This is a genomic window from Hyalangium minutum, assembly GCF_000737315.1.
GTDB lineage: Bacteria > Myxococcota > Myxococcia > Myxococcales > Myxococcaceae > Hyalangium > Hyalangium minutum.
Window position 1 is genome coordinate 39,338 of record NZ_JMCB01000040.1, and the last position, 20,712, is coordinate 60,049.

Below are 20,712 nucleotides of genomic sequence, written 5' to 3' on the forward strand. Positions count from 1 at the left end.
GTCCAATCCCTTCTTTGCTAGAGAATCTGACAGCAGGTCTCCAGTTGCGGATCGGGGGCGTTCCGTCATGTCTCTTCGTCCTCGTGACCTTCAACGCCGCGTAGCGAGCCACTTCACGATGGCCGGATCTCGGTGATCGAAGAAGCTGCTGGTCTTGGTGTCGAGCGCGACGATCGACTCCATCTCGGCGTCGTCGAGCTCGAAGTCGAACACCGCGAGGTTCTCCACCATGCGCTCCTTGCGAACAGACTTCGGAATCACGACGACGCCCCGCTGAACGAGCCACCGCAAGATCACCTGCGCGATGCTCTTGCCGTGCTTCGCGCCGATGGAGCGGAGTAGCTCGTTCTTGAAGATGTCGTGCTTCCCTTCAGCGAAGGGCGCCCACGCCTCGGTCTGCACGCCGTTCTCCTTGAGAAACGCCTGCGTCGCGATCTGCTGGTTGAACGGGTGCGTCTCGATCTGGTTCACCGCGGGCGGGACCTCGTTGTAGACGATCAGGTCCATCACGCGGTCGGGGTGGAAGTTGCTGACGCCGATGGCGCGGATGCGGCCTTCACGGTGAAGCTCCTGCATCGCGCGCCAGGAGCCGTGCACATCACCGTAGGGCTGGTGGATCAAGTAAAGGTCGAGGACGTCGAGGCCGAGCAGCTTCATCGAGCGGTCGAAGGCCTGCTTCGTCTTCTCGTAGCCGGTATCCGAGACCCACAGCTTCGTCGTGATGAAGAGCTCATCGCGCGCGAGCCCGCTGTTGCGGAGCGCGTCTCCGACGGCTTGCTCGTTCTGATACGAGGCTGCTGTGTCGATGAGCCGGTAGCCGACGCCGAGCGCGTCCTCGACGGCGCGCTGGCACTCCGCGAGATCGGTCACTTGGAACACGCCGAAACCGAGGAGGGGCATTTTTACCCCGTTGTTCAGAATCACATGGTTCACGGTCGTTTTTCCTTTCTCATGGGCAATGAACTACACGCGCGGTCATGGCCTACTTGCCCACGCGCGCCGCAAGGCGGTGCCGCACCCATGGTTGAGTCCCATGAAGCCGAAGCCGAGGGCCGAGACCTCGAGTTCACTGTTGCCGAGCTGCCGCTTCGTCATCTCGCTCATGCCAGCAAGATACGTCCGGCCCTCTGACCACGAAACCAGCATGAACTGCATGCGGGGTTTAGAAAAACTTCACGTTGCTCCGCCCGCCCGGTCAGCCTTCACCTGCTCGCGGGCGACCTCGACGAACGCCTTGAGCGCGGGCGAGACCTGCGACCGCTTCGGGAAGTACAGGTAGAGCCCCGGCACCTCGGGTGTGTACGGCTCGAGGACGACGCGCAGGCGCCCGGTCGTGAGATCGCTCTCGACGCGGCGCTCGAGTGAGTAGAACAATCCCACGCCCGCGACAGCCATAGTGCGCATCAGCTCGGCATCGTTCGTCGTCACCGGTCCGCGAACCGGTACGCGGTAGGTCTTCTTGCCACGCTCGAGCTCCCACGCCCACGGCTCTCCGCTGGGGGACCGGCGGATGCAGATGCAGTCGTGCTGGAGGAGATCCTGGGGCTTCTGTGGCACGCCCTTTCGCTCGAAGTACGACGGCGCGCCGACCACCACCAAGCGCGTCGGGCCCGACAGGCGGACGTGGACCATGTCGCGATCGATCGACTCGATGAGCCGCATGCCGGCGTCGAACTCGCCGGCCACGGTGTTCACGAAGCGGTCGTCGACATGGACCTCCACGCCCACCTTCGGGTAGCGCGCGATGAAGCGCGGGAGGAGATCCGCGAGGACCATCGAGACCGATGCGCTGGGTACGCTGAGGCGCACGCGGCCCGTCACCTCGCCTCGCTTGGCCCGCACGGTCTTCAGCGACTCGAGCGCTTGATCGACGGCAGGTCCGGCGTTGTCGAGCAGGCGATGGCCGGCGTCGGTCAGGGCGACACTGCGCGAGGTGCGCGTCAGCAACGCGACGCCGAGCCGCTCCTCGAGCTGTCGGACCGACTGGCTGAGCGCCGACGTCGACACGCCGAGGTCTCGCGCCGCCGCCGCGTAGCTGAGGCGCCGAGCGACGACGATGAAGGCGTTAAGCGGGTTGAGCAGCGTGAAGGCCATCGTGAAGGTTCTCTACACGGGAGCTCCGCACAGAGCCAGCGCCACATGTTCGAGCGAACGTCCGCTTTTTTCTAAACAGCCCATACCGATCGTGCAGCTTTCGCGGAGATGCTGCATGCCGTATCTCTGGGTGACATGGTGGCCCGACGAGCCGTAGAAAGGGATGAGCACTCCGGGCTTCATCTCTCCAAAGCGGCGGGGTTCGTCTTCACCCAGGTATCAATCGCCTTGATGGCTGCGGCGGCGCGTGACTCGCGGGGACCCGAGATCAGCACGGGCGTCCTGCCCTCGGCGCGCACAGCCTCCATGCAGGACTGGACGAAGGCTTGACGCGCAGCGGGCTCGTCCCGATGGGCGGGCCCAGCCCACGGCGCGTCATCGAGCACAAGGTACAGATCTCCGAGCTCCGAGGGCGACAGCAGGGAGCGCTCTCTGACTCCGTAGAGCCGCTCTTTCCAGAGCATCAGCGAGATCAGATCCGTGTCGGCCACGAAAAAACGCTTCGTGTTGCCCTGTGCGGTCGCGAGAACCGCGCGCTGTGCTCTCGCCAGTTCATCGAAGTCACCCTGAGCCGGAGTCTTGCCCATGTTCTTGGACGACCAGTACGCCACGTACTCGGGGGCTCGCGAGACGTTGTAGTGCTTGGCCAGCGTCTGGGACAGCGTTGTCTTGCCGGCGCCTTCCGGACCTAGCAGCACCACCGAGCAGGTGAAGTGCCGCCGCGCGTCGGGGTGAACGAAGGACCAGTGCTCCCACGGCGCCTTGCGGATCATCGTCGCGCTGATCGGGACGTTGCGGCGCTCGGGATCGACCAGGACGAAGTCCAGCTTCAGCCGGGAGGCGAGCTCTTGCGCCTGGGGATCCGACGCGACGAGCGTCCGGATCTCCGGGTGCAGGTTCCGGCTGCTGAGATAATTGGCCCATGCTTGCCAGAACTCGGGCTGATCGGGCGATCCGGTGATGGGCACATCGAGCGCCGTCGTCGCGTGGCTGAATGGACGACCGTGCAGCAAGGTTTGAATCACGTCCCTCCGAGTCGGGACGGGGAGCGGGTCCTGTCTCTTGCCGACCACGAAGACGATGAGCGGCCCCTGCACGGCCTGCTCCGCTGCCTGGAGCAGAAAGGAATGCCCCAGGTGCGGAGGGTTGAAGCGCCCCAGCACCAGCGCGCCGCCCGCGCGCTTGGAGGGCTGCGGGGTCACGAGGCTGCGAGTCCGGTGGTGCCAGAACGCGACCGACTCCTGCGAGCCCAGGTCGTCACGTGACGCGCCGATGAAGCGATCGGATTCGGAGGGCTCCCACCCGGAGCCGTACCACGCGTCGATCTCAAGTCCCATGGGTGCCTCCTGGCGTGGCTGCAGGTGTACCGTGAGCCAGCACTTCCTTGGATCTCTACATGCTCTGGGGGCTCTCGGCGAGCGGGGGGAGCCCTCCGCGCTCGCGCTCCTCGTTTCGAGTCGTGGTAAGCACTTGGGCCAATATCCATTGACTGACGCTCTGGGTAGAGAGTGCCGTATCCTGAGGGCTTTCAAAGAGCGCCTGATGCGTCGATTCCTATCCAAAGCCGTTGTCATGTCCGCGTCGGGGAGCGGTTTCACCTCGGCGTGGGCGCGGGGGCGGGCCTGCAGCGCCATCCGGGCACCCCGACGTTCCGCCTGCTTGTCCGCATGTCCTATGACGCCCTCCGCGCCAGCCCCCCGCCCCCGCCGCCCGCCGACGCACGCGTCCGCCTGGAGCGTCCTCCCGAAAAGCCTGCTCTGCGTGGGAGTCCACCTCATGCTCCTGCTTGTGGCGAGCGCGTGTGGCTCCGCATCCCCAGGCTGCGAAGCCGCTTCCTTCAGGGGAGCGGAGCTGCAGCGCTGCGCCAGCCCTCGCTGGGAGCCTGTTCCTCAGCACGGAGACCTCCCTCCCTCCCTCTGGGAGGCGGGCGCCTCGTTCGCCCGGACAGAGGGTGACCGCGAGGTCGTCTATCGCTTCGGCGGCCAGCGTGAGAACTTCCCCAACGACTTCACCGTCAACGACTTCTATGCCTTGGACGTCTCCACGGCCACGTGGACGAAGCTGACCACACCGGAGACGCCCGCCGCGCGTGCCGACACCCTGCTGATGCCCGGCCCGTGCAGTGAATGCGTAAGCATCGTGGGCGGGCGGGGCCGGTTCCGGACGGGCTCGGACCTGATGTTCCCCGAGATGTGGACCTACGACACGCAGGGACAGCGCTGGCACAGCGTGCCGGCGGAAGCGCTGGGAGACACGTTCGCCGTCCGGCGCTCCTCCGCCCTGGTGGTGGAAGTGCCGGAGGCAGGCTCTTCCAAGAAGACGGCCATCTACGCGGTGGGGGGGGTGGGCAACACGCTCTCACGCTTCGCCACGACGTCCACCGGCCTTCGCAATGATGTCGCCGTCTATGGCCAGGACACGGGCTGGAGGCTCGTCCCCACTTCCGGAGAAAAGCCAGCCCCTCGGGCCTGGGTCGTCGGTGGATACGATCCCGACAGCCACGCGCTGCTGGTGTTCGGCGGCTACCGGCTTGGGGCTGATCAGGGGCCCTCGACACCGGCCGGGGAGCTGTTCGGTCCGACGAATTATGAGAACGACCTGTGGTCCTTGAGCCTGGAGACGCTCACGTGGACCCAGCTCCACCCCACGGGTCCCCTGCCCGCACCGCGCGACAACGCCGTGGCTTTCTTCGACACCCTCCGGGGTGGCTTGGTCGTCTTCGGGGGCCAGCGCTTCGACGGCCTCTCCAGCGACCTGTGGTTCTACTCGGTGCGGGACAATCAATGGACCGAAGTGGCCCTGGACCCCGCTTCCGTTCCTCCGGCGCGCGTCGGAGGCATCGCGTTCCTGCGAGAGACGTCCGCCGCCTACGAGCTCTACTTGAACGGGGGGGCCACGTCCGACGGCGGCCAGAGCGCGTTCCTCGACGATCTCTGGAAGCTGTCCTGGGCGAAGCCCTGATCCGCGGCGCACTCGGTCCCATATCCACTGCCGCACGTTCCCGTGCGGCCATGGCCCAAATCGTGCGGTTCCAACACAACGCAATACAGGGAGTAAGTATGAGTGATTTGGGGAAGCCGTTTTCACAAGCAGTGGTCGGATTGCTTGCGACAGTGCTCAGCACGGGCGTCGCACACGCACAAGTCAATGCCTATGTCGCCAATTCAGGCAACAGCTCGGTGCGGATTATCGACACGGTCACCCATACCGAGACAGGTAGCATCTCAGGGACGGGCTCCCGGAATCTCCGGCTGAGCGCCGACAGCAGGCGCCTGTTCTCGGTGTCCTCCAACGCGGTGCAGATCATCGACACGACAACGAACACGGTGCTCGCCAGCGTTCCCACGGGCAACATCGTGACGGCGGTGGCTGCCACCAACAGGGGGACCCTCTATGCGTGCAACAACGGTAGCGGCACCGTCTCTGTCATCGATCTGGCCACCAACACGGTCGTCTCGACGATCTCGATGTCTTGCTCAGCCTTGGAGAGCACCCCGGACGGGGAATCCGTCTGGGTCGCGACCGCCGGTCCTTCGATCGCTGTCTTTGACACAGCCACGAACACGGTGGTGGCGACCTTCAACCTGCCCGGGCATGGGGCCAATTCTCCCACCTGGCTCGCGTTCTCACCTGATGGGGACTTCGCGTACGCGGCGTTCTTTAGCGACAACGTCGTGACGGTGATGGACACGGCGACTAAAACGGAGATAGCCGCCGTGACGGTAGGTTCGGCCCCTGTCTACGTCGCCGTCAAACCGGGCGGGGACGAGCTCTACGTGCCCAACCTGTTGGCCAACACCGTGTCAGTGATCAACTCGGCAACGCTGAGCGTGGTGGCCACGGTGCCGGTGGGCACGCAGCCGCGAGTCGTGGCGTTCTCGTCGGACGGGGCTCGCGCGTATGTGACGAACTACAACAGCAACAACATCTCGGTGATCGACACGGCGACACGCACGGTGACGACGATCTCGGCCTCGTCTCGGCCTTGGGGCATTGCCATCATGGGCGACAACGACCATGACGGCATCGGGCAGACCATCGACAACTGTCCATCCGTGGCGAACGCCGATCAGGCGGACACGGACAATGACCAACTCGGCGACGCGTGCGACCCAGACGACGACAACGACAGCGTGCTGGATGCCAGCGACAACTGCCCGCTGGTGGCCAACGCGGATCAGGCCAACAATGACCAGGACGCGAGCGGCGATGTCTGTGACACGGACGACGACAACGACAGCGTGTTGGACGCCAGCGACAACTGCCCGCGGGTGGCCAACGCGGATCAGGCCAACAGCGACCAGGACACCAGCGGCGACGCGTGTGACGCGGACGACGACAACGACAGCGTGCTCGACGGGACGGACAACTGCCCGCGGGTGGCCAACGCGGATCAGGCCAACGCCGACAGTGACAGCGAGGGCGATGCCTGCGATCTCGACGACGACAACGACGGCGTGGCGGACGCCAGCGACAACTGCCCGCGGGTGGCCAACACGGATCAGGCTGACAAGGATGGTGACGGCGTGGGCAACGCCTGCGACAGCGACTTCCCGGGGCATACACCTCCCGGCGAGCCCGACAGCGGGTGCGGTTGCTCCACGGGTTCGGTGCCGAGCGCGCTGTTGTTCTGGTTGGCGGGGCTCGTCCTGGTCCGGCGCCGGCGTCAGCAGTAAGGGCCATGCCTCTCGGGAGGGAGGCCAGGCACATGTCGCGTTTGGTAGGGGCTCCGGTGCGGTGACGTTCACCCAACTGGGCCCCCATCCCTCTCTATGCGTCGCGCGAGGCGGGTGCCGTGTCCGGAGAACGTGCGGCGAGGGAGCGCGGTTTCCGGTCGAACATGAACATTTCAGGTAAAGAACGAGCCGGATCCTCCTCCTCCGCCCTTCGGATCAAAGGGCGGCTTGCCGAAGGGCGGCTTGCCGAAGGACGGCCCACCGAAGAGCGGCTTCTTACTCCCAGTCTTCCTCGAGGAGCTGTTGAGGTGGAGGCCCAAGCTGCTGCTCGATTGGACCATGCCATGGAACGGATTTCCGCCGATGAAAAGGATGAGTTCGTCGGCCAGGTGATAATTTCCACCAAAGGTATCATACGAGACTTCGCGCTCGAAAAACGACACGTCCGCCGAGGTGTTCTCCGAGGTTGAGTTGACCAGGAAATCTTCCCAGTCGACCACGTACGAGCCCGGAGGGATCAGGATGAGCACGATGGTGGGAGCCCACATGTGCGCGTACTGCTGCTGCAAGACCTGCGGCATGTGGCTGGCGCCGAAGAAGATGGGCACGACCTGGCCGCCCGGCGTGCACGCGTAGCGCCCCGCCGAGGAGCGAACCAGGTTTCGAAGCGAGCAGGTCGTCGAGACGACGTCGGAGTTGTGGGAGCCCTCCTCCTGCTTCTTCTTCCCTCGCTGGTGTTCCCGCGACGCTTTGGTCGTGGTGCCCCGCCCGCGGTCCGGTGTCCAGCACTCCTCCAGGCAATCCTCGTGACCGATGGAGCCCTGGCACGCGGCGGCGAGCCCCCCCCGCCTCCCGTTGCAGAAGCGGAAGACGAGCAGGGGACTCGCATTGCTCAGGACTCCCTTCGTGGTTGAATCGATGACGGAGTTGTTGAGCGCTTGGAAGAGCATCCGCCTTTGCCAGGGTCCCACCCTCCCGAGCAGGAGGAGGAGGGCCGACGCCATCTGGTTCTCGAGCTGTGTGATGGCAGGCTCGAGGGCGTTTGTCCCGACATAGGGCCTCATGCCGAACCCAGAAGACCCACGGCTGCTCATGAGCTCATCGGCTCTGCGCATCCGCCTCAACCATTGGGAGACCGCGCCAAGGTCCTCCTGGAAGGCCTGCTGGCGATCCTCCTCTCTGCCAACCAGGTTGAGCTTGGTAATGAGCGTTCCGCACTTCGGGCATCCGCCGTAGACACCGCTGGCGACGTCCCCGTATCGCTCGTTTGTCACGAACTCTTTCCCGCAACGGAAACACTTGTATCGATAGAGCGGCATGACGTATCGCCTCACGAGCTGGGCATCGACTGCGCCTCACTCGGCGAGGGCTCTCTGGGACAATGGGGATGATGCCTGGCGAGAACAGCAGCACCATCCCTGTCTGTCAAAATCTTGGCTCGCGCGCTTCGCCTTTCATGGCGAGCGTCACAGACTCCAGGCATTCGTGGGGGCTAGGTTCCTCGCTCGCGACGAATGGAACACTGCATACATACGAGTTCGGCTTTGAGCCGATGCCGGCTGCGGCAGAGGAGTGACCCTCTACACACTCGGGGGCGAGCGCAAGCTGCTCGCGGCTGGGAGCGCCCCGGCCTCGCTCAAGAGGCAGAGCGCCCACCAATCTCCGGGAATCGCTCATAGGCTCGCTTCAACGCGTCGAGGTGTGCGGGGATGTCGAGTTCGAGCGGTGCCTCAGTGAGATGAACCACCCACCCGCCCGACGCCGTGCGCCGCGAGCGTGAGAGCAGTTCGGCATCGCGCGCCGGGTCTGGAAACCCGATGGCTCGTGCGGCAGCGGCAGACCAATAGTTCAGCCACCCAAGCCGATGCGGAATCTCTGGCGAGCGCATGGCACTCGGGGACTTGAGCACCGGCAATCCGCGAGGAGGGGGCTCCAGGTCGTCTGGCCGGCTCTTCGTCTGGCGTGCGATGTCCACCCCTGCGCTGAAGGGCGTCGCGAGCCCCCAGCACGCGCGAGCCCCCTCCGCGACGGCCTCCAGCACCTCCGCTGCCGCCGCGATGCCCTTGGCCGCAAGTGGCAGCACGGCATGGACTTCAAACTGGGCCTGACCGCCCGGGGCGAGCTGCGTCGGCTTCTCCCAGCCTGTCACCGTGACTCGAAAACCATCATCCTCGTTGCGAAGGAGCGGAAAGCCACGCCCGTTGGGCCTCCCTCGGGCGAGAAATGCCTCGCGCTGCGGCACAGGGATGCGCTTCCCCTCGCTCGAAATCGTCCACTCCAGGCGCAAGCCAGGGAGCGCGCGCTCCATTCCATGAACCACAGCCGAAGGGCGGCCATCGTTGCCCTCGAGTCCAGGCGCGTAGACGGCCAGGGCGATTTCATTGGGACGCGTGGCAGGCATTTCAACACCAGTCCATGACTTCGATGAGGCCCCGGAGATCTGGATCCGCGAGTTCCAGCGCGGCTTTGTGCGCAAGGCTCCGCACACCGACCCGGAAGTGAAATCCGCAAGCCAGAGCGAGGCCACGCTCAATCCGCAACTTCTCTACCTGGCTGTCGACCACAATTTCTCGAAGGTCGGGCGAGTACGTATCGAAGTTGTCGGTCTTGACCTCCCACAACGTGCGGGTGGCCAGTTGCAGCGCGTCGAAGTGCTTTCCGTTGACGAGCACATCCCAGCCGGGGAAGCCGTTATTCGGAACTTTGTCGGCGCATGCATTGTGCGGGTCATTGCCGCCACGATGGAAAGCCCGCCTGGGCGTGCACTCGGGGCGGCGATGACTCGGGTCTGAGGAGATGGGCGGATCCGGCGGGAACCAGTCCCGCCCCAATCCACTGGGTGTGGGCTCGCGGTTCGCCTCGGGTTCCTCCTCATGGGATGGCCGTGTCTGAGTCGTCGGCCTGCCACGCTCACGGGACGCACTTCTCTCGTACGCCTCCAACTCTTCTTGAATGGCAACCGCCACCACCACGACGCCCATCACCACCACGGCTCCAATGAGGATCTCCGGTGCCGCGAAGACGCAGAGACCCACGCCCACGGCAGCCGCACCCGCGGAGGCGACAGAGCATCTTCTGGTAAGATCGCGAAACTCGACCCGGTTGCGGTCGAGGGCGGGATAACACCGCTCCGCCAGGACAGGCCATTCGTTGGAGGCTTCTCTCACCACGCAGTGTCCGTCATCCATCCAGGGGTACTGCGCCGCCCGCTGAAGGTTGGCGACTCTGAGGTTTGGGGCCACTCGCTCTCCCGGACTCGGCTCCGTCGTGGCGCAGGCCGAGAGCAGGAACAGGAGCAGGGAGGCAATACAGGTGCGAGAGAGCATGGCCACGTCCTTCTCAATCCAGCGTGGGGGCCGCGCGGGTCAAGGCGGAGCCGTTCGGGAGTAGGCCAGCATCCTCTTTCCTGGCAGCTCTCGTGGATGAGGGTGTGTACCACAGCCCCCAACAACCTCGACGGAGACAACGACGGCATTGCGTGCGAGTCCAACCCCGCCCCCTTCGACCGGTACAAGGTGCTCCGGCCGACGGCCACGGCAGCCCCGAAGCGTGCCCTCCAGGGGATGCGCTGAGGCAGAAAGCCCCCGGCAAGCCCCTGCCACGAGCCGACCGCTCCTCGACGCTCACGAAGTAGCTCCCTCCGTGTTCGCCGTGGGGCTCGCACGTCTTCACGAAGCCCCACGGCGAGGACGGCCGCGTCAACCACGGGCGGCGCCCCGGCGCGTGTGTTCGCCTTCCTCCCCTCCTGGGCCGGTGCCGGGAGCGGGGGCGCGTCCAGGTTCTGCTTGCCGGGGGGGACGCGCCGTCAGGCTACTGCGCAATGGCGTTGCAGACGCCAGCCGACACCTCCCTGCGGTAGACGGGGATGCCATTCCACGTGCAGTAGAAGCTACGGCTGGGGTTGTTGCTGGCGTTGAGCAAGCAATTGTCTCGGGCGTACTGGCACGAGATGTTCTGCGTCGAAATGAAGTTCAGGTTGGAGTCGCAGATGTACCCCTTGTACGTGCCGGTTCCGACCGTCGCGGCGCAGGGGTCATCCGGGGAGACGGAGGCCAGACGGTTGGGCGAGCCAACGCCCGGGTTGATGACCTTGTTGCGGGTGGCGTTGGTCATCACAACCCAGCTCGCCACCGTGGCCGGAGTGGCCGCGGGGGCGCCCTCCAGGTACTGGGCCGCAAGGCCCGCGACGTTCGGCGCGGCCATGGAGGTGCCATGATCCAAGCGGTAGGACGCGGCCCCAGTGTTGGCCGCAGACCAGATGCCCACGCCCGGGGCGAACAGGTCCACGCAGGAGCCGTAGTTGGAAAAGCCCGCCCGGGTGTCCGTGTTGTCGGTGGCCCCGACGGTGATGGCCGCGGGTACGGCCGCCGGAGTGACGTTGCAGGCCAGCACGTTGCTGTTGCCGGCTGCAACCACCGCGGTGACGCCCGAGTTGATGAGGTTGGTCAACGCGGTCTCCACCGTGGCGACCCGGCCGGAGAAGCCCAGGCTCATGTTGGCGACCGCCGGCTTGGTGGCGTTGAGCCGGACCCAGTCAAGCCCAGCGATGAAGTCCGAGGCCATGCCCGTGCCGTTGCAGCCCAGCACGCGCACCGCGTACAGGCGCGTATCCTTCGCCACGCCAGCGAGGTAGCCACCGATGGTGCCGGCCACGTGGGTGCCATGGCCATGGCAGTCATTCGTGCCGTTGCCGTCAGCCACCGCGGAGTATGCCCCGAAGGCGCGCGCCCCCGCGACAGTGGTGCCGTAGTTGAAATCCTGGTGGGCAGTGTAGATGCCGGTGTCGAGGACGTAGACATTCACCCCACGGCCTGTGCGGGTGTAGGTGAACGTGTTGCTCAGCGGCAGCGAGGGCTGGTCGACGCGGTCCAACCCCCAGAAGTCGATGGGGGCGTAGGCCACGGTGTTCTGCGTCCACGCGTCGGCGCGCATGACAGCATCCTCCTCCACCCGCGCCACATTCGGGTTGCGGGTCAGAGCCAGCGCGACCGACTCCGGCAGCCTCGCCGCGAAGCCACGCAGTGCATGCTCGTAGACGTGCAGCACCTCGCCGCCGTGCGCGGCCGCCAGCGCCTGGGCCTGGGCGCCCACGTTCTTCTTCATGCTCTCATTGAAGGTGATGATGTACTGCCCCCGCACGGGCTCGCTCGCGCGCAGCAGGCCCTCCGAAGTGCCGAGCTCCTCCTGACTGACCGCCCCCTCCAACTGCTCAGTGGGACCACAGGCGCCCAGGCACAGCAGACCCAATCCCAGCACCATCTTGGAAAAACGCATGACGTTGTTTACCAGCCTTTCCTGGCTTCAAGGGGATTCGCAACTCCCCAGCTATTACAACTACAAAAGTCAGGACTGGAGCACTCACCCAAAGGGGTGATCCCCCTTGGGAGGGGCTTTTGTTAGGCGCCCTTACATCGCGACTGGGCTGGGCTGGCGTGTGTCTGCTGGAGATGAATGGCTTCTGCGCCAGCCCAGAGTGCGGCTCATGGGCTCCCCGTCAGGAAGATCGTTTCCGTCGTCCTGCGACTAAAGTGGTACAGGCAAGCGTCAAGCACTGATCTATCTCTCTGTTGACTCAACTCGTATCCCCAGAGAGACAGCTCATGCCCCTGCGCCGTTCCCACTCCAGGAGATTCCCTCCATCGCCCGGTGGAAGGGACAAGGCCTGATCCCTCACCTCCCGCTCTGCTCCCGCCCGCTACGCACAAGAGGGCTCCTGTCCTTCCTATGTGCCGCAAGCTGTTCGGTGCCTCGGCGGCCGCGCTCGCTGGTAACTCGCAGGTGACCAACGACGGCGCTGAGTCCAACCAGAACCTGAACCAGAAGACGATGAAGACCTTCGGCGAGAACAACGCCTACCAGTCTTCACCTTTTACCCCTCCGCCTCTCAACCCTCAGGAGTTTCAATGAAGGCCGTCTCGGAGAAGCCGCTGCGCAAGGCTCGTGGTCAAGGCATGACCGAGTACATCATCATCGTCGCCCTGATCGCGATCGCCTCCATCGGCGTGATCACGCTGTTCGGTGACAACATCCGCAAGCTGTTCGGCGCCTCGGCCGCAGCTCTCGCTGGTAACGCGCAGGTGGCCAACGACGGCGCTGAGTCCAACGAGCAACTGAACAAGAAGACGATGAAGAACTTCGGCCAGAACAACGCCTACTAGTCTTCGCGCTTCACCCATGAGGAAGGCGGCTCGGGCCCGAGAGGGAAACCCCAGCCGCCTTTCTTCGTTACTGCCCTCAGCGGCCTGCCCTGGTACGTGGAGCGAGACGCACGCTACCGGCAGTGGACGCTGTCCTTTCCGCAGCGGGTGCGGTGGGTGCTGCTCAAGGACGTGGGGCTCGTCTTGGACGTCCTCACCCTCTTCCTGCGCGCGGTGTTCGCCTTGCAGCGCCGGAGGGCACGGCGGCAGGGCCTACGTGGTGGGCAGGTTGTTGCCAGCAGCGACTGCGCGGCTTCTCCCTGCACGCCAACACGCACCTTCACGCCAACGACAGGCAGGGTCTGGAGCGGCCATGCCACTACAGGGGCACGCGGTGCGCTGGCGCTGGAGCGGGTCGTTGGCTTGTTCTGGAGAAAATGCTGGCATTTCTTCGCCGATGGTAGTGTCGTGAACTCAATACTCCAGAGGTAACTACTCCAGAGATAACTGAGAGGGCTCCATGGGCGTGGCGATCGTTGTTCTGGCCTGGACCACCTTGGCGGGAGCCACGGTGGATCCGAAATGTGACGCGAGCCGCTTCGCAAAGCCGCCGGGCAGCGCGGCACGATGGACGGTCAACGTGGATGGGACCGTCGACGTAGGACCGTCTCCAGAGCCGCTGATCCGATTCGAGGCTGATGGACCGGCCCCCCTCACCGTGAGCGTCGAGGCCACGGGGGAGCGCCAATTGCTGTGCGGCCAAGTGACACCCGGAACGCTCTACCAGCTCCCGCTCAAGCCGGACGATAAATCACCGCAGACCGTGCTAACCATCAAGCTGAGCGGGAACGCGCGCAATCCGCTGGAACAGCAGCGGTGGGACGAACAGGCAGAGGCCGTACGGTCGGAAAACCTGCTGCGAACCACCTTGATCGAAGCACAGGCAGTGGACGACGCGCTCGACCTGAAGCCGCTCCGTGAACAGATGCGGGACTACGGCCAGGACGTGAGTCAGCCTCCTCCCAGGAAACTCTCGACCGATGTCGCGGCCGTGCTCAAGGAAGCACAAGCGCGCGCGTCCTGTGGCCCCGGCTACCTCGGCTCTCCAGTTCTTGCTCGGTGCGCGCGTGCCCAAGAAGTCGCCTCAGCCTTGTACAGCTTGACGCAGCAGATGAGCCGCTATGGCACGGCGCCAGCGGATGACTCGGAAACAGCGCGCAGAGAGTTCGAACTCCAAGTCGCGTGGTTGAGGCTCAAACCGCTGACGGAGGGCACGTTTACGCCCAAGGAGATCCAGTCCTACTGCGCGGAGATTGCTCCGAAGCTCCTGTGGTTTGACGCTCCCGAGCAGGTCTTGCTCAATGTCATCCAGGTTCCTTTTGGAGGGCCCGACACGACGGTGCACCACATTGTCTGGAAGCGAGGAAAGCACACCGTCAAGAATCAGAAGCCGGAGCGTGCGGTCTCTTTTGTCATCTCGAGCGCGCCGCATGGCACCGACATCACGGTCGAGGCCAAGGAGCGCACAGGCGAGAAGAGGGATATCGCCCAGATCCTTTCTGGTTTTGCGGCGATCATTCTACGGACGCTTCCGGCCGGGCCTCCTCTGAAGGGTTATGCGGCTGATAAGGAGTGGACCGAGGCCGAAGGATTCTCGGAAGCATGCAAGGATCTCAAGCCCAAGCCACCCTCCAACATCGCTCCGCTCGAACCCTTGACGAGCCACGCGTACGTCCTGGCTGAGATGCCTGACGCCACCGTGGACATCTTGTTCTGCGAAGGAAAGACGTGTCCCAAGGACGTCAGCACCATCACCCGCGCCGAGGTGAAGCCCAGGCCGAGCGCCTCCTGGGCGCTCCTGGCCGAATTCGGGCTCAACAGTGCATTGGCGAAGTCGGACGCTGGCTGGGCCATGGGAGCCCCTCGGTTCGAGTCCACTGGCGGTGCCTCCGGTCCCGAGACCCTCTTCGAGCTGCGCTACCCGTTCGATGCCCGGCGCCTGGTGACGGGCTCTCTGCTCCTTGGCTCCCGGTTCTGCGATGACACGTGGTTCGTGGGGGCTGGCCCGACGCTGCTCGTTGGCTCTGGCGGCGGCGCATTGACCCAGCTGAATGTGCGCGCGGGCGTTCGTCTCCGCAGGGGGCTCTATTTCACGTTCGGCGGGGGCATGCGGTTCGTCACCGTTGCCACGGACTATTCTCCAGGCGACCTCATCGCGATGCCAGGGGCGGCAGGCACGGCAAAGGCTCCGGAGGGCTTCAGGACAGCACAGACCGTCGTGCCCGTCGTGTCCGCGGGACTGAGCTTCGATCTCGCGGTGCTTGGGACGGCCGCCGATTCACTGGTGTCTGTCATTGGAGCGGGAGCGAAAAACTAATGCGCGCACTCATGAAGGTGTGTCTCGCAGGCCTCTTGGCCTTGAGCTGTGTTCCCGAGGAGCGGCGAACGCTCTCCCCGGAGGTCAACATCCGTGCCTCCGACGGGCTCCAGACCCTACCGTGGGTTCCGGGAGGGAAGTTCACGGTCAAGGTCAGCGTCCCCAAGCCGGAGAACGGCCAGCTCTGCGGGCCGCTCAACGCGCGGGCGGACATCACCACGCCAACGCTGGATACCGGTGCGGTGGTCACCTCGACCTTCGCGTTGAAGCAGGAGGGCAATTGCGGCGCCTACGCAGGGCTCACCGAGCTCGCTTGGCCGACGGGCGGTCACTTCCAAGCCCGCGTGAGCGTCGTGGGCGAGGAGCAGGTGTTCGACCTCCACATGGACGAGCCGAAGGTCGAGCTCGTGCGTGGGAACCCGACACGTAAAGGCGGGCAGCTGACCGTTCCTCTGTGCATCGTCAGCTCAGCAGCCCGCGGAGCGGTGAACCTCACGGTGGAGGGGGGCACCCTGGATGATGGGCAGACTGCCCGCCGGATCAACCTCGGGACGATCCCCTGCGATGATCAGGGTGTCCTGGAGGGCCCGAGGAAGAGCTGGGCCAGCGCCGTGCTTTTCACCATGGCCGAGCGCGCCATCATGCGAGCCGACCTCGAGGGACGCGCGAACGATGTGCTCCCCGTCGAACTGCTTCCCGATCTCGAGTCGCTCGAGCTGGACCTGACATTCCAACCAAGCACGCTGCCGCCTCCGGGCTCTGTCTTCGCGGTCACCGTCACCGCCACCGTCGCCGGAGGTATCGCCGACGGCGTGCCCGTGCGCATCGAGACGACGCCGGAGGCCGAGATCCTCCCCGTGAACGGCGTCACGGATGAGCAAGGCACCTTCACCGCGTACATCACCGTGCCCGAGGGCATCGTGTCGATGCGGATCGATGCCACCAGCGGAGCGCTCCGCAGAGGCAAGACCCTTGCTGATTCCCCGTGAGGTACCTCGGCCATGGAACTCGCTAGCGCACGTGCCTTGAAGGAGGAGCTGTCCGCGGAGTTGGACAGGATTGCGGCGGGGGAAGTCACCCCGCTCATGGAGATGATGTCCGCGACGATGGACTCACGCACCAAGGCCCTGGCCCCTTATCACCTCGTGCCCCACGGCGTGGCCCTTGGAGTGGCGGTGGGTTCCGAAATCGACGACTACCGCCTCGCGCTCCGGATCCAGGTGCAGAGCCCGGCCTCCACTTCCTTCACCAGCTATGCCGTGGGACTTGCTCGGAACGAAGCAGACGTCCGGTCCATCGGACTGCTCACCTTGGGCAGGGATGCATCGGCGGGGATGCCCCCATACTGCGAGGAAGTCCGTCCCATCAAGCCAGGCTATTCCATCGGCCATCCCATCGTGGGAGCGGGCACGATCGGCGCCCTGGTCGAGGACCAAAACGGGAGGCACGGAATCCTGTCCAACAGCCACATCCTGGCCGTGGCGGGGCTCGCGACAAAGCGAGACAACATCCTGCAGCCTGGAGCGCTGGACGGGGGCCGGGAGCCCGCGAACGTCGTCGCATCGCTCGAACGTTTCGTCAGCCTCGAGCGCGGGCGAGGAGGTAGCAACGTGGTGGACGCGGCCTATGCACTCCTCAAGAACGGCGTCCGCCTGGACCCCACCTATGACGGAAAGCCCATGCAGCGCGTAGTCCCCGCGAGGGAGCTCGCGGAGAACATGAATGTCTGGAAGCTCGGCCGGAGCACGGGGAAGACCAGGGGCAAGGTGTCCGTCGTGAACTGTGACAATCTCCAAGTGCGGCTCGGGGGCGTCATCTACTCGTTCGATGATCAGCTCGAGGTGGAGAGCGATTCGCCCTTCTCCCAAGAGGGTGACTCCGGCGCCGTCGTGCTTAATGACAAAGATGAGGGGATCGGGCTGCTGCTTACGGGCTCCGAGCGCGGCGGAAGTAACGGCAAAGGCCTGACGTATGCCAACCCGCTGGAGACCGTGCTGAAGAACCTCAAGCTCAAGCCCCTGTAGTCCTCCCAGATGCCGAAGCCTGGCGGGAGGCGGGTTGAAAGTTTGCCCTGCAGCGTCGAAGGGCACAGCGACAGGGGCTGTACGGTGCTCCCAGTCCTCGCATGCTCGACTCCCCTCGCCCCTCTTCCTCGCTCGTGGCGGAGCGGGGCATTGGGGGGGATGGGGCTCGCCGGCCCCATATTTGGCTCACCTGATAGATGAAGGGATACTCGCGGGGCACGCGGACCTCAGCACAGAGGGTGCGTGGGAATACGGCCATTCATGATATCGACCGGCGCTCCACTCCTTTCGCCCATCCCCGCGATCTGTCTACTCCATCCCAAAGGTACCCGACATGTCCAAGCGTGACGCGATCTTCCCGGCAAACCGCCATGGGCTGTACGAAGCGCATCGCTACTCTGCCGCCATCCGCTCCGGCGATCTTCTCTTCGTATCCGGGCAGGTCGGCAGCCGTGAGGACGGCTCGCCTGAGCCGGTTTTCGCGGATCAGGTCCGGCGAGCCTTCGCCAACCTGCGCGCGGTCCTGTCGGCAGCGGGATGCACCTTCGACGACGTGATCGACGTCACCACCTTCCACACCGACCCGGAGGCTCAGTTCGAAACGATCATGGCCGTACGCGGCGAGGAAATCGGCGAGCCGCCCTACCCAAACTGGACTGCGGTTGGCGTGAACTGGCTTGCCGGCTTTGACTTCGAGATCAAGGTCATCGCCCGCATTCCTGCGGCCGAGTGAGGCCGCTGGAATCCCGAAGGTCGAGAATGCCCGCTTCCTTGATCTTTCGGCGACGTGACGTCGCACGTCTCCTCTTCGATTGCACGCCGCGAGCAAGCTTCTTGGCCTGGCGGTCGATGGACGGCGAGTCTCCTTCACCGAGAACGTCAGCCGGAAGAGGCAAGTGAGCCGCCTGAGGCAGCGGCGAGGCAGGAGCCGCCCCGATGACCGTGAACCTGCCCACTGAGTGGAGTGTCAGGACAACGGCGGGGCGCGTTGCGATATGCCGAGGTGGAATCAAAGCCCCGCGTCCAGGCTTCAGGAACGCAGGGCCGTGACTCACGAAGGGGACGTCAGGACGGTGACGGCGACTTCGCTTCGTCGCTCACGCCGGGCAGCTGGGCGGTGAGCGCCTCGGCCAGCAGCAGCAGTTGCTCCAGGGGGATGCCCTTGATGTCCACCACCGCCCTGCCCTTCTGGTTGCGAAGCGCGAGCTTCACCAGCGTGCCCTTGCCCTTGGGGAAGCGCTGCGCCACCGCTTCGGAGTACTGCTCGGCCAGCGCCACCTTCTCCGGGGGCAGCGGCTTGCTGGAGGTGGGCCGGCGCTTGCGCTGCAGCGCCCGGCGCATTTGGTCCACGCTGCATGCGCCGAACGGCTGCTCGGTGACATTCCCGTTCTCGTCCGGCACCTCGATGGGCGTGGGGCCCGGGTCCTCGTGGTTCAGCTCCAGCCCGGCCGCCTCCGCGTACGTCAGCAGCACCGACAGGCATGTGACGCCGAAGCGCCGCGCCACTGGCTCGCTGAAGTTCTCCGCCACCGTCCCGTACACCTTCAGCGTCGGCAGGGACAGGTCCGCCAGGTGCTGGCTGAAGTACTCCGGCGCATCCTTGTAGCCAGCCTTCTCCGCCAGCTTCTTCTCCACGATGTGGTTGTAGATCTCCCCCATGCGGTGGTGGTTGGTGTTCTCCTGGGCGAACAGCCCGAGCAGCTCGGTGCGCAGTTGCTCCAGCGGGGTGCCCTCCGGGATGGCGCGGGCGGTGAAGGTGCTCTCTGAAACGGTGCGGGTGGCTTCCTTGCTCTTGAACAGGCTCAACATGAGAGGGGTTTCCCCTGAGGACGCGCCATGCGTCCCCGGCCGCTTGACGTTGCGGTTGCACGGCCCTAGAGCACGCGGCGCGCCAACACCTCCGAGCGTGTGAAAACAAGCACTTGCGAAAATGGCCCCCTTACCGGAGTCCGCGATCGCGGACGTTACGTCCGCGTTGGGAGACTCTCGTCAAAAAGCGCTGGAAAGTGGAGGGGTTACGAAGGTACTGAGGAGAGAGGGGGCTTCTAACCTCTTGAATGAACAGGCGTGAGCTTCCGCCGTACACGACAGGGACAGTCCGCGATCGCGGACTCAGGCCGTCGCGCCGGCTCCGGAGCCATCGGCTGTCAGGGCTCACCGGTGAGCCATGGCGGCCAGGGGGTTCCGAGCTGTCGGGTCGTCAGGGCTCACCGGTGAGCCTTGGCGGCCAGGGCTTGTTCCCGAGGCCTCCGGTCGTCAGGGCTCACCGGTGAGCCTTGGCAGCCAGGGCTTGTTGCCTGAGGCCTCCGGTCGTCAGGGCTCACCGGTGAGCCTTGGCGTCCGCTCTCGCATATAGGAGAGGGGGACATGCCAGAACTCACATTCTTTCGCCGGGGCGTGGAAGTGCTCCGCGTCGCGCTGGAGCGCCCGCGCGTGGTGCTCGGCCGCGCCGAGGACAGTGACATCGTCATTCCGGATCCTCACGTGAGCCGCCAGCACGCGGCGCTGCGACAGGACGGCTCGCGCTGGCTGCTGGAGGACTTGTCGGGCCAGGGCATCGTGGTGGCGGGCCAGCGGCTGCAGCACGGGGAGCTCCTGGATGGAACGAGCCTGCAGTTGGGCCAGTGGGTCGCGGTGTTCCGAGAGCGCGGCTCCGCAGGCCTTGTGGGCCCCACCCGGACACAGCGCGGCACCGAGCTGCAGCCGCGCGAGGGCCCCGAGGAGACCCGCCTGCCGCCCATCCAGGTGCGCGTGAAGCAAGGCACCACCGAGTACGTGTACACACCGGACCCCGGCAGCTTCACGGTGGGCAAGGACCCGAGCAACGCGGTGGTCATCCAGGACCGGTACATCTCCAGCCGGCACCTGGAAGTGCGGCAGCTCGATGCGGGCTTCCACGTCCGAGACTTGAGCTCCACCAATGGCACGTACCTGGACGGGGTGCGTCTGTTCGAGGCGGAGGTGCCACTGAACACGGTGCTGCGGGTGGGCGAGACGGAGCTGTTCTTCGAGCCGCTGCACCTGGGCCCGGAGCCGGCGTCTTTTCACGACATCGTGGGCACGGCTCCAGCGGTGCGGCACCTGGTGGAGCTCATTCAGCGGGTGGCGCCCTCCCACCTGCCGGTGATGGTGTTGGGCGAGTCCGGCACGGGCAAGGAGATGGTGGCCAAGGCGCTGCACGCGTGCTCGCCGCGGGCCGAAAAGCCCTTCATCCCCCTCCACTGCGCGGCGCTGGCGCCGGGGGTGCTGGAGAGCGAGCTGTTTGGCCACGAGAAGGGCGCCTTCACCGGCGCGGACACCCGGCGCACGGGGGCCTTCGAGGCGGCGCACGGCGGCACCCTCTTCCTGGACGAGGTGGGGGAGATGCCGCTGGAGGTGCAGGCCAAGCTGCTGCGCGTGCTGGA

At 65.3% G+C, this 20,712-nt stretch carries 18 protein-coding genes; 10 read left to right on the forward strand and 8 right to left on the reverse strand.

Annotated features, from left to right (window positions below; genetic code table 11):
• Nucleotides 1-90: 90 nt before the first annotated feature.
• From DB31_RS44225 to DB31_RS44240, 3 genes are all read right to left on the reverse strand, one after another.
• Nucleotides 91-900, reverse strand: coding sequence for an aldo/keto reductase (locus tag DB31_RS44225; RefSeq protein ID WP_044199017.1), 810 nt, complete (start codon nucleotides 898-900; stop codon nucleotides 91-93).
• 273 nt (nucleotides 901-1,173) lie between these two features.
• The gene (locus DB31_RS44235) at nucleotides 1,174-2,094 is read right to left on the reverse strand and encodes a LysR family transcriptional regulator (protein WP_044199021.1); all 921 of its coding nucleotides are present in this window, start codon (nucleotides 2,092-2,094) and stop codon (nucleotides 1,174-1,176) included.
• A gap of 179 nt (nucleotides 2,095-2,273) precedes the next feature.
• A complete protein-coding gene (locus DB31_RS44240; protein ID WP_044199023.1) occupies nucleotides 2,274-3,431 on the reverse strand; it encodes an AAA family ATPase in 1,158 nt (385 codons plus the stop codon).
• Nucleotides 3,432-3,870: 439 nt separating this feature from the next.
• Here DB31_RS44240 and DB31_RS49495 point away from each other — a divergent pair, with 439 nt between their 5' ends.
• Nucleotides 3,871-5,055, forward strand: coding sequence for a Kelch repeat-containing protein (locus tag DB31_RS49495; RefSeq protein ID WP_044199025.1), 1,185 nt, complete (start codon nucleotides 3,871-3,873; stop codon nucleotides 5,053-5,055).
• A gap of 140 nt (nucleotides 5,056-5,195) precedes the next feature.
• The gene (locus tag DB31_RS45880; RefSeq protein WP_052420681.1) at nucleotides 5,196-6,770 is read left to right on the forward strand and encodes a thrombospondin type 3 repeat-containing protein; all 1,575 of its coding nucleotides are present in this window, start codon (nucleotides 5,196-5,198) and stop codon (nucleotides 6,768-6,770) included.
• Nucleotides 6,771-6,943: 173 nt separating this feature from the next.
• Here DB31_RS45880 and DB31_RS44255 read toward each other — a convergent pair whose 3' ends face one another.
• The 3 genes from DB31_RS44255 to DB31_RS44265 all read right to left on the reverse strand — a co-directional run bounded on the left by DB31_RS44255 (nucleotide 6,944) and on the right by DB31_RS44265 (nucleotide 10,096).
• Nucleotides 6,944-7,720 (reverse strand): hypothetical protein, encoded by a 777-nt coding sequence (locus tag DB31_RS44255; protein ID WP_157232440.1) that lies wholly within the window; start codon nucleotides 7,718-7,720, stop codon nucleotides 6,944-6,946.
• 686 nt (nucleotides 7,721-8,406) lie between these two features.
• On the reverse strand, nucleotides 8,407-9,171 hold the full coding sequence (locus tag DB31_RS44260; RefSeq protein WP_044199029.1) for a DUF5953 family protein: 765 nt from the start codon (nucleotides 9,169-9,171) through the stop codon (nucleotides 8,407-8,409).
• Nucleotide 9,172: 1 nt separating this feature from the next.
• A complete protein-coding gene (locus tag DB31_RS44265; RefSeq protein ID WP_044199083.1) occupies nucleotides 9,173-10,096 on the reverse strand; it encodes a DUF6310 domain-containing protein in 924 nt (307 codons plus the stop codon).
• Nucleotides 10,097-10,198: 102 nt separating this feature from the next.
• Here DB31_RS44265 and DB31_RS49500 point away from each other — a divergent pair, with 102 nt between their 5' ends.
• On the forward strand, nucleotides 10,199-10,342 hold the full coding sequence (locus tag DB31_RS49500) for an excalibur calcium-binding domain-containing protein (protein ID WP_169787169.1): 144 nt from the start codon (nucleotides 10,199-10,201) through the stop codon (nucleotides 10,340-10,342).
• Nucleotides 10,343-10,580: 238 nt separating this feature from the next.
• Here DB31_RS49500 and DB31_RS44270 read toward each other — a convergent pair whose 3' ends face one another.
• The gene (locus DB31_RS44270) at nucleotides 10,581-12,044 is read right to left on the reverse strand and encodes a S8 family peptidase (protein ID WP_083969213.1); all 1,464 of its coding nucleotides are present in this window, start codon (nucleotides 12,042-12,044) and stop codon (nucleotides 10,581-10,583) included.
• Between the two features lie 450 nt (nucleotides 12,045-12,494).
• Here DB31_RS44270 and DB31_RS44275 point away from each other — a divergent pair, with 450 nt between their 5' ends.
• From DB31_RS44275 to DB31_RS44300, 6 genes are all read left to right on the forward strand, one after another.
• Nucleotides 12,495-12,677: a hypothetical protein gene (locus tag DB31_RS44275; RefSeq protein WP_052420683.1), complete on the forward strand. Its 183-nt coding sequence runs from the start codon at nucleotides 12,495-12,497 to the stop codon at nucleotides 12,675-12,677.
• Nucleotides 12,674-12,928, forward strand: coding sequence for a hypothetical protein (locus DB31_RS44280; RefSeq protein WP_044199031.1), 255 nt, complete (start codon nucleotides 12,674-12,676; stop codon nucleotides 12,926-12,928). The genes DB31_RS44275 and DB31_RS44280 overlap by 4 nt, the downstream gene beginning before the upstream one ends.
• 697 nt (nucleotides 12,929-13,625) lie before the next feature.
• A complete protein-coding gene (locus DB31_RS44285; RefSeq protein ID WP_157232444.1) occupies nucleotides 13,626-15,284 on the forward strand; it encodes a hypothetical protein in 1,659 nt (552 codons plus the stop codon).
• Complete coding sequence (locus DB31_RS44290) at nucleotides 15,284-16,273, forward strand: hypothetical protein (protein WP_044199035.1); 990 nt, start codon at nucleotides 15,284-15,286, stop codon at nucleotides 16,271-16,273. The genes DB31_RS44285 and DB31_RS44290 overlap by 1 nt, the downstream gene beginning before the upstream one ends.
• A gap of 12 nt (nucleotides 16,274-16,285) precedes the next feature.
• A complete protein-coding gene (locus tag DB31_RS44295) occupies nucleotides 16,286-17,308 on the forward strand; it encodes a chymotrypsin family serine protease (protein WP_157232446.1) in 1,023 nt (340 codons plus the stop codon).
• A 334-nt stretch (nucleotides 17,309-17,642) separates the two neighbouring features.
• Entirely contained in the window at nucleotides 17,643-18,041 is a 399-nt protein-coding gene (locus DB31_RS44300; protein ID WP_044199037.1) for a RidA family protein, read from the forward strand.
• A 332-nt stretch (nucleotides 18,042-18,373) separates the two neighbouring features.
• Here the strand turns inward: DB31_RS44300 and DB31_RS44305 are convergent, their stop codons facing one another.
• Complete coding sequence (locus tag DB31_RS44305) at nucleotides 18,374-19,117, reverse strand: hypothetical protein (RefSeq protein ID WP_044200028.1); 744 nt, start codon at nucleotides 19,115-19,117, stop codon at nucleotides 18,374-18,376.
• A gap of 558 nt (nucleotides 19,118-19,675) precedes the next feature.
• Here DB31_RS44305 and DB31_RS44310 point away from each other — a divergent pair.
• Nucleotides 19,676-20,712: sigma-54-dependent Fis family transcriptional regulator (locus DB31_RS44310; RefSeq protein ID WP_044200031.1), on the forward strand; the 1,037-nt coding region annotated here is incomplete at its 3' end.

What these genes read in the sequence shown, in the direction of transcription:
- DB31_RS44225 (WP_044199017.1), bottom strand. Translation starts at nt 900, where the DNA reads ATGCCCCTCCTCGGTTTCGGCGTGTTCCAAGTGACCGATCTCGCGGAG.
- DB31_RS44235 (WP_044199021.1), bottom strand. Translation starts at nt 2,094, where the DNA reads ATGGCCTTCACGCTGCTCAACCCGCTTAACGCCTTCATCGTCGTCGCT.
- DB31_RS44240 (WP_044199023.1), bottom strand. Translation starts at nt 3,431, where the DNA reads ATGGGACTTGAGATCGACGCGTGGTACGGCTCCGGGTGGGAGCCCTCC.
- DB31_RS49495 (WP_044199025.1), top strand. Translation starts at nt 3,871, where the DNA reads ATGCTCCTGCTTGTGGCGAGCGCGTGTGGCTCCGCATCCCCAGGCTGC.
- DB31_RS44255 (WP_157232440.1), bottom strand. Translation starts at nt 7,720, where the DNA reads ATGCTCTTCCAAGCGCTCAACAACTCCGTCATCGATTCAACCACGAAG.
- DB31_RS44260 (WP_044199029.1), bottom strand. Translation starts at nt 9,171, where the DNA reads ATGCCTGCCACGCGTCCCAATGAAATCGCCCTGGCCGTCTACGCGCCT.
- DB31_RS44265 (WP_044199083.1), bottom strand. Translation starts at nt 10,096, where the DNA reads ATGCTCTCTCGCACCTGTATTGCCTCCCTGCTCCTGTTCCTGCTCTCG.
- DB31_RS44270 (WP_083969213.1), bottom strand. Translation starts at nt 12,044, where the DNA reads ATGCGTTTTTCCAAGATGGTGCTGGGATTGGGTCTGCTGTGCCTGGGC.
- DB31_RS44275 (WP_052420683.1), top strand. Translation starts at nt 12,495, where the DNA reads ATGTGCCGCAAGCTGTTCGGTGCCTCGGCGGCCGCGCTCGCTGGTAAC.
- DB31_RS44280 (WP_044199031.1), top strand. Translation starts at nt 12,674, where the DNA reads ATGAAGGCCGTCTCGGAGAAGCCGCTGCGCAAGGCTCGTGGTCAAGGC.
- DB31_RS44290 (WP_044199035.1), top strand. Translation starts at nt 15,284, where the DNA reads ATGCGCGCACTCATGAAGGTGTGTCTCGCAGGCCTCTTGGCCTTGAGC.
- DB31_RS44295 (WP_157232446.1), top strand. Translation starts at nt 16,286, where the DNA reads ATGGAACTCGCTAGCGCACGTGCCTTGAAGGAGGAGCTGTCCGCGGAG.
- DB31_RS44300 (WP_044199037.1), top strand. Translation starts at nt 17,643, where the DNA reads ATGTCCAAGCGTGACGCGATCTTCCCGGCAAACCGCCATGGGCTGTAC.
- DB31_RS44305 (WP_044200028.1), bottom strand. Translation starts at nt 19,117, where the DNA reads ATGTTGAGCCTGTTCAAGAGCAAGGAAGCCACCCGCACCGTTTCAGAG.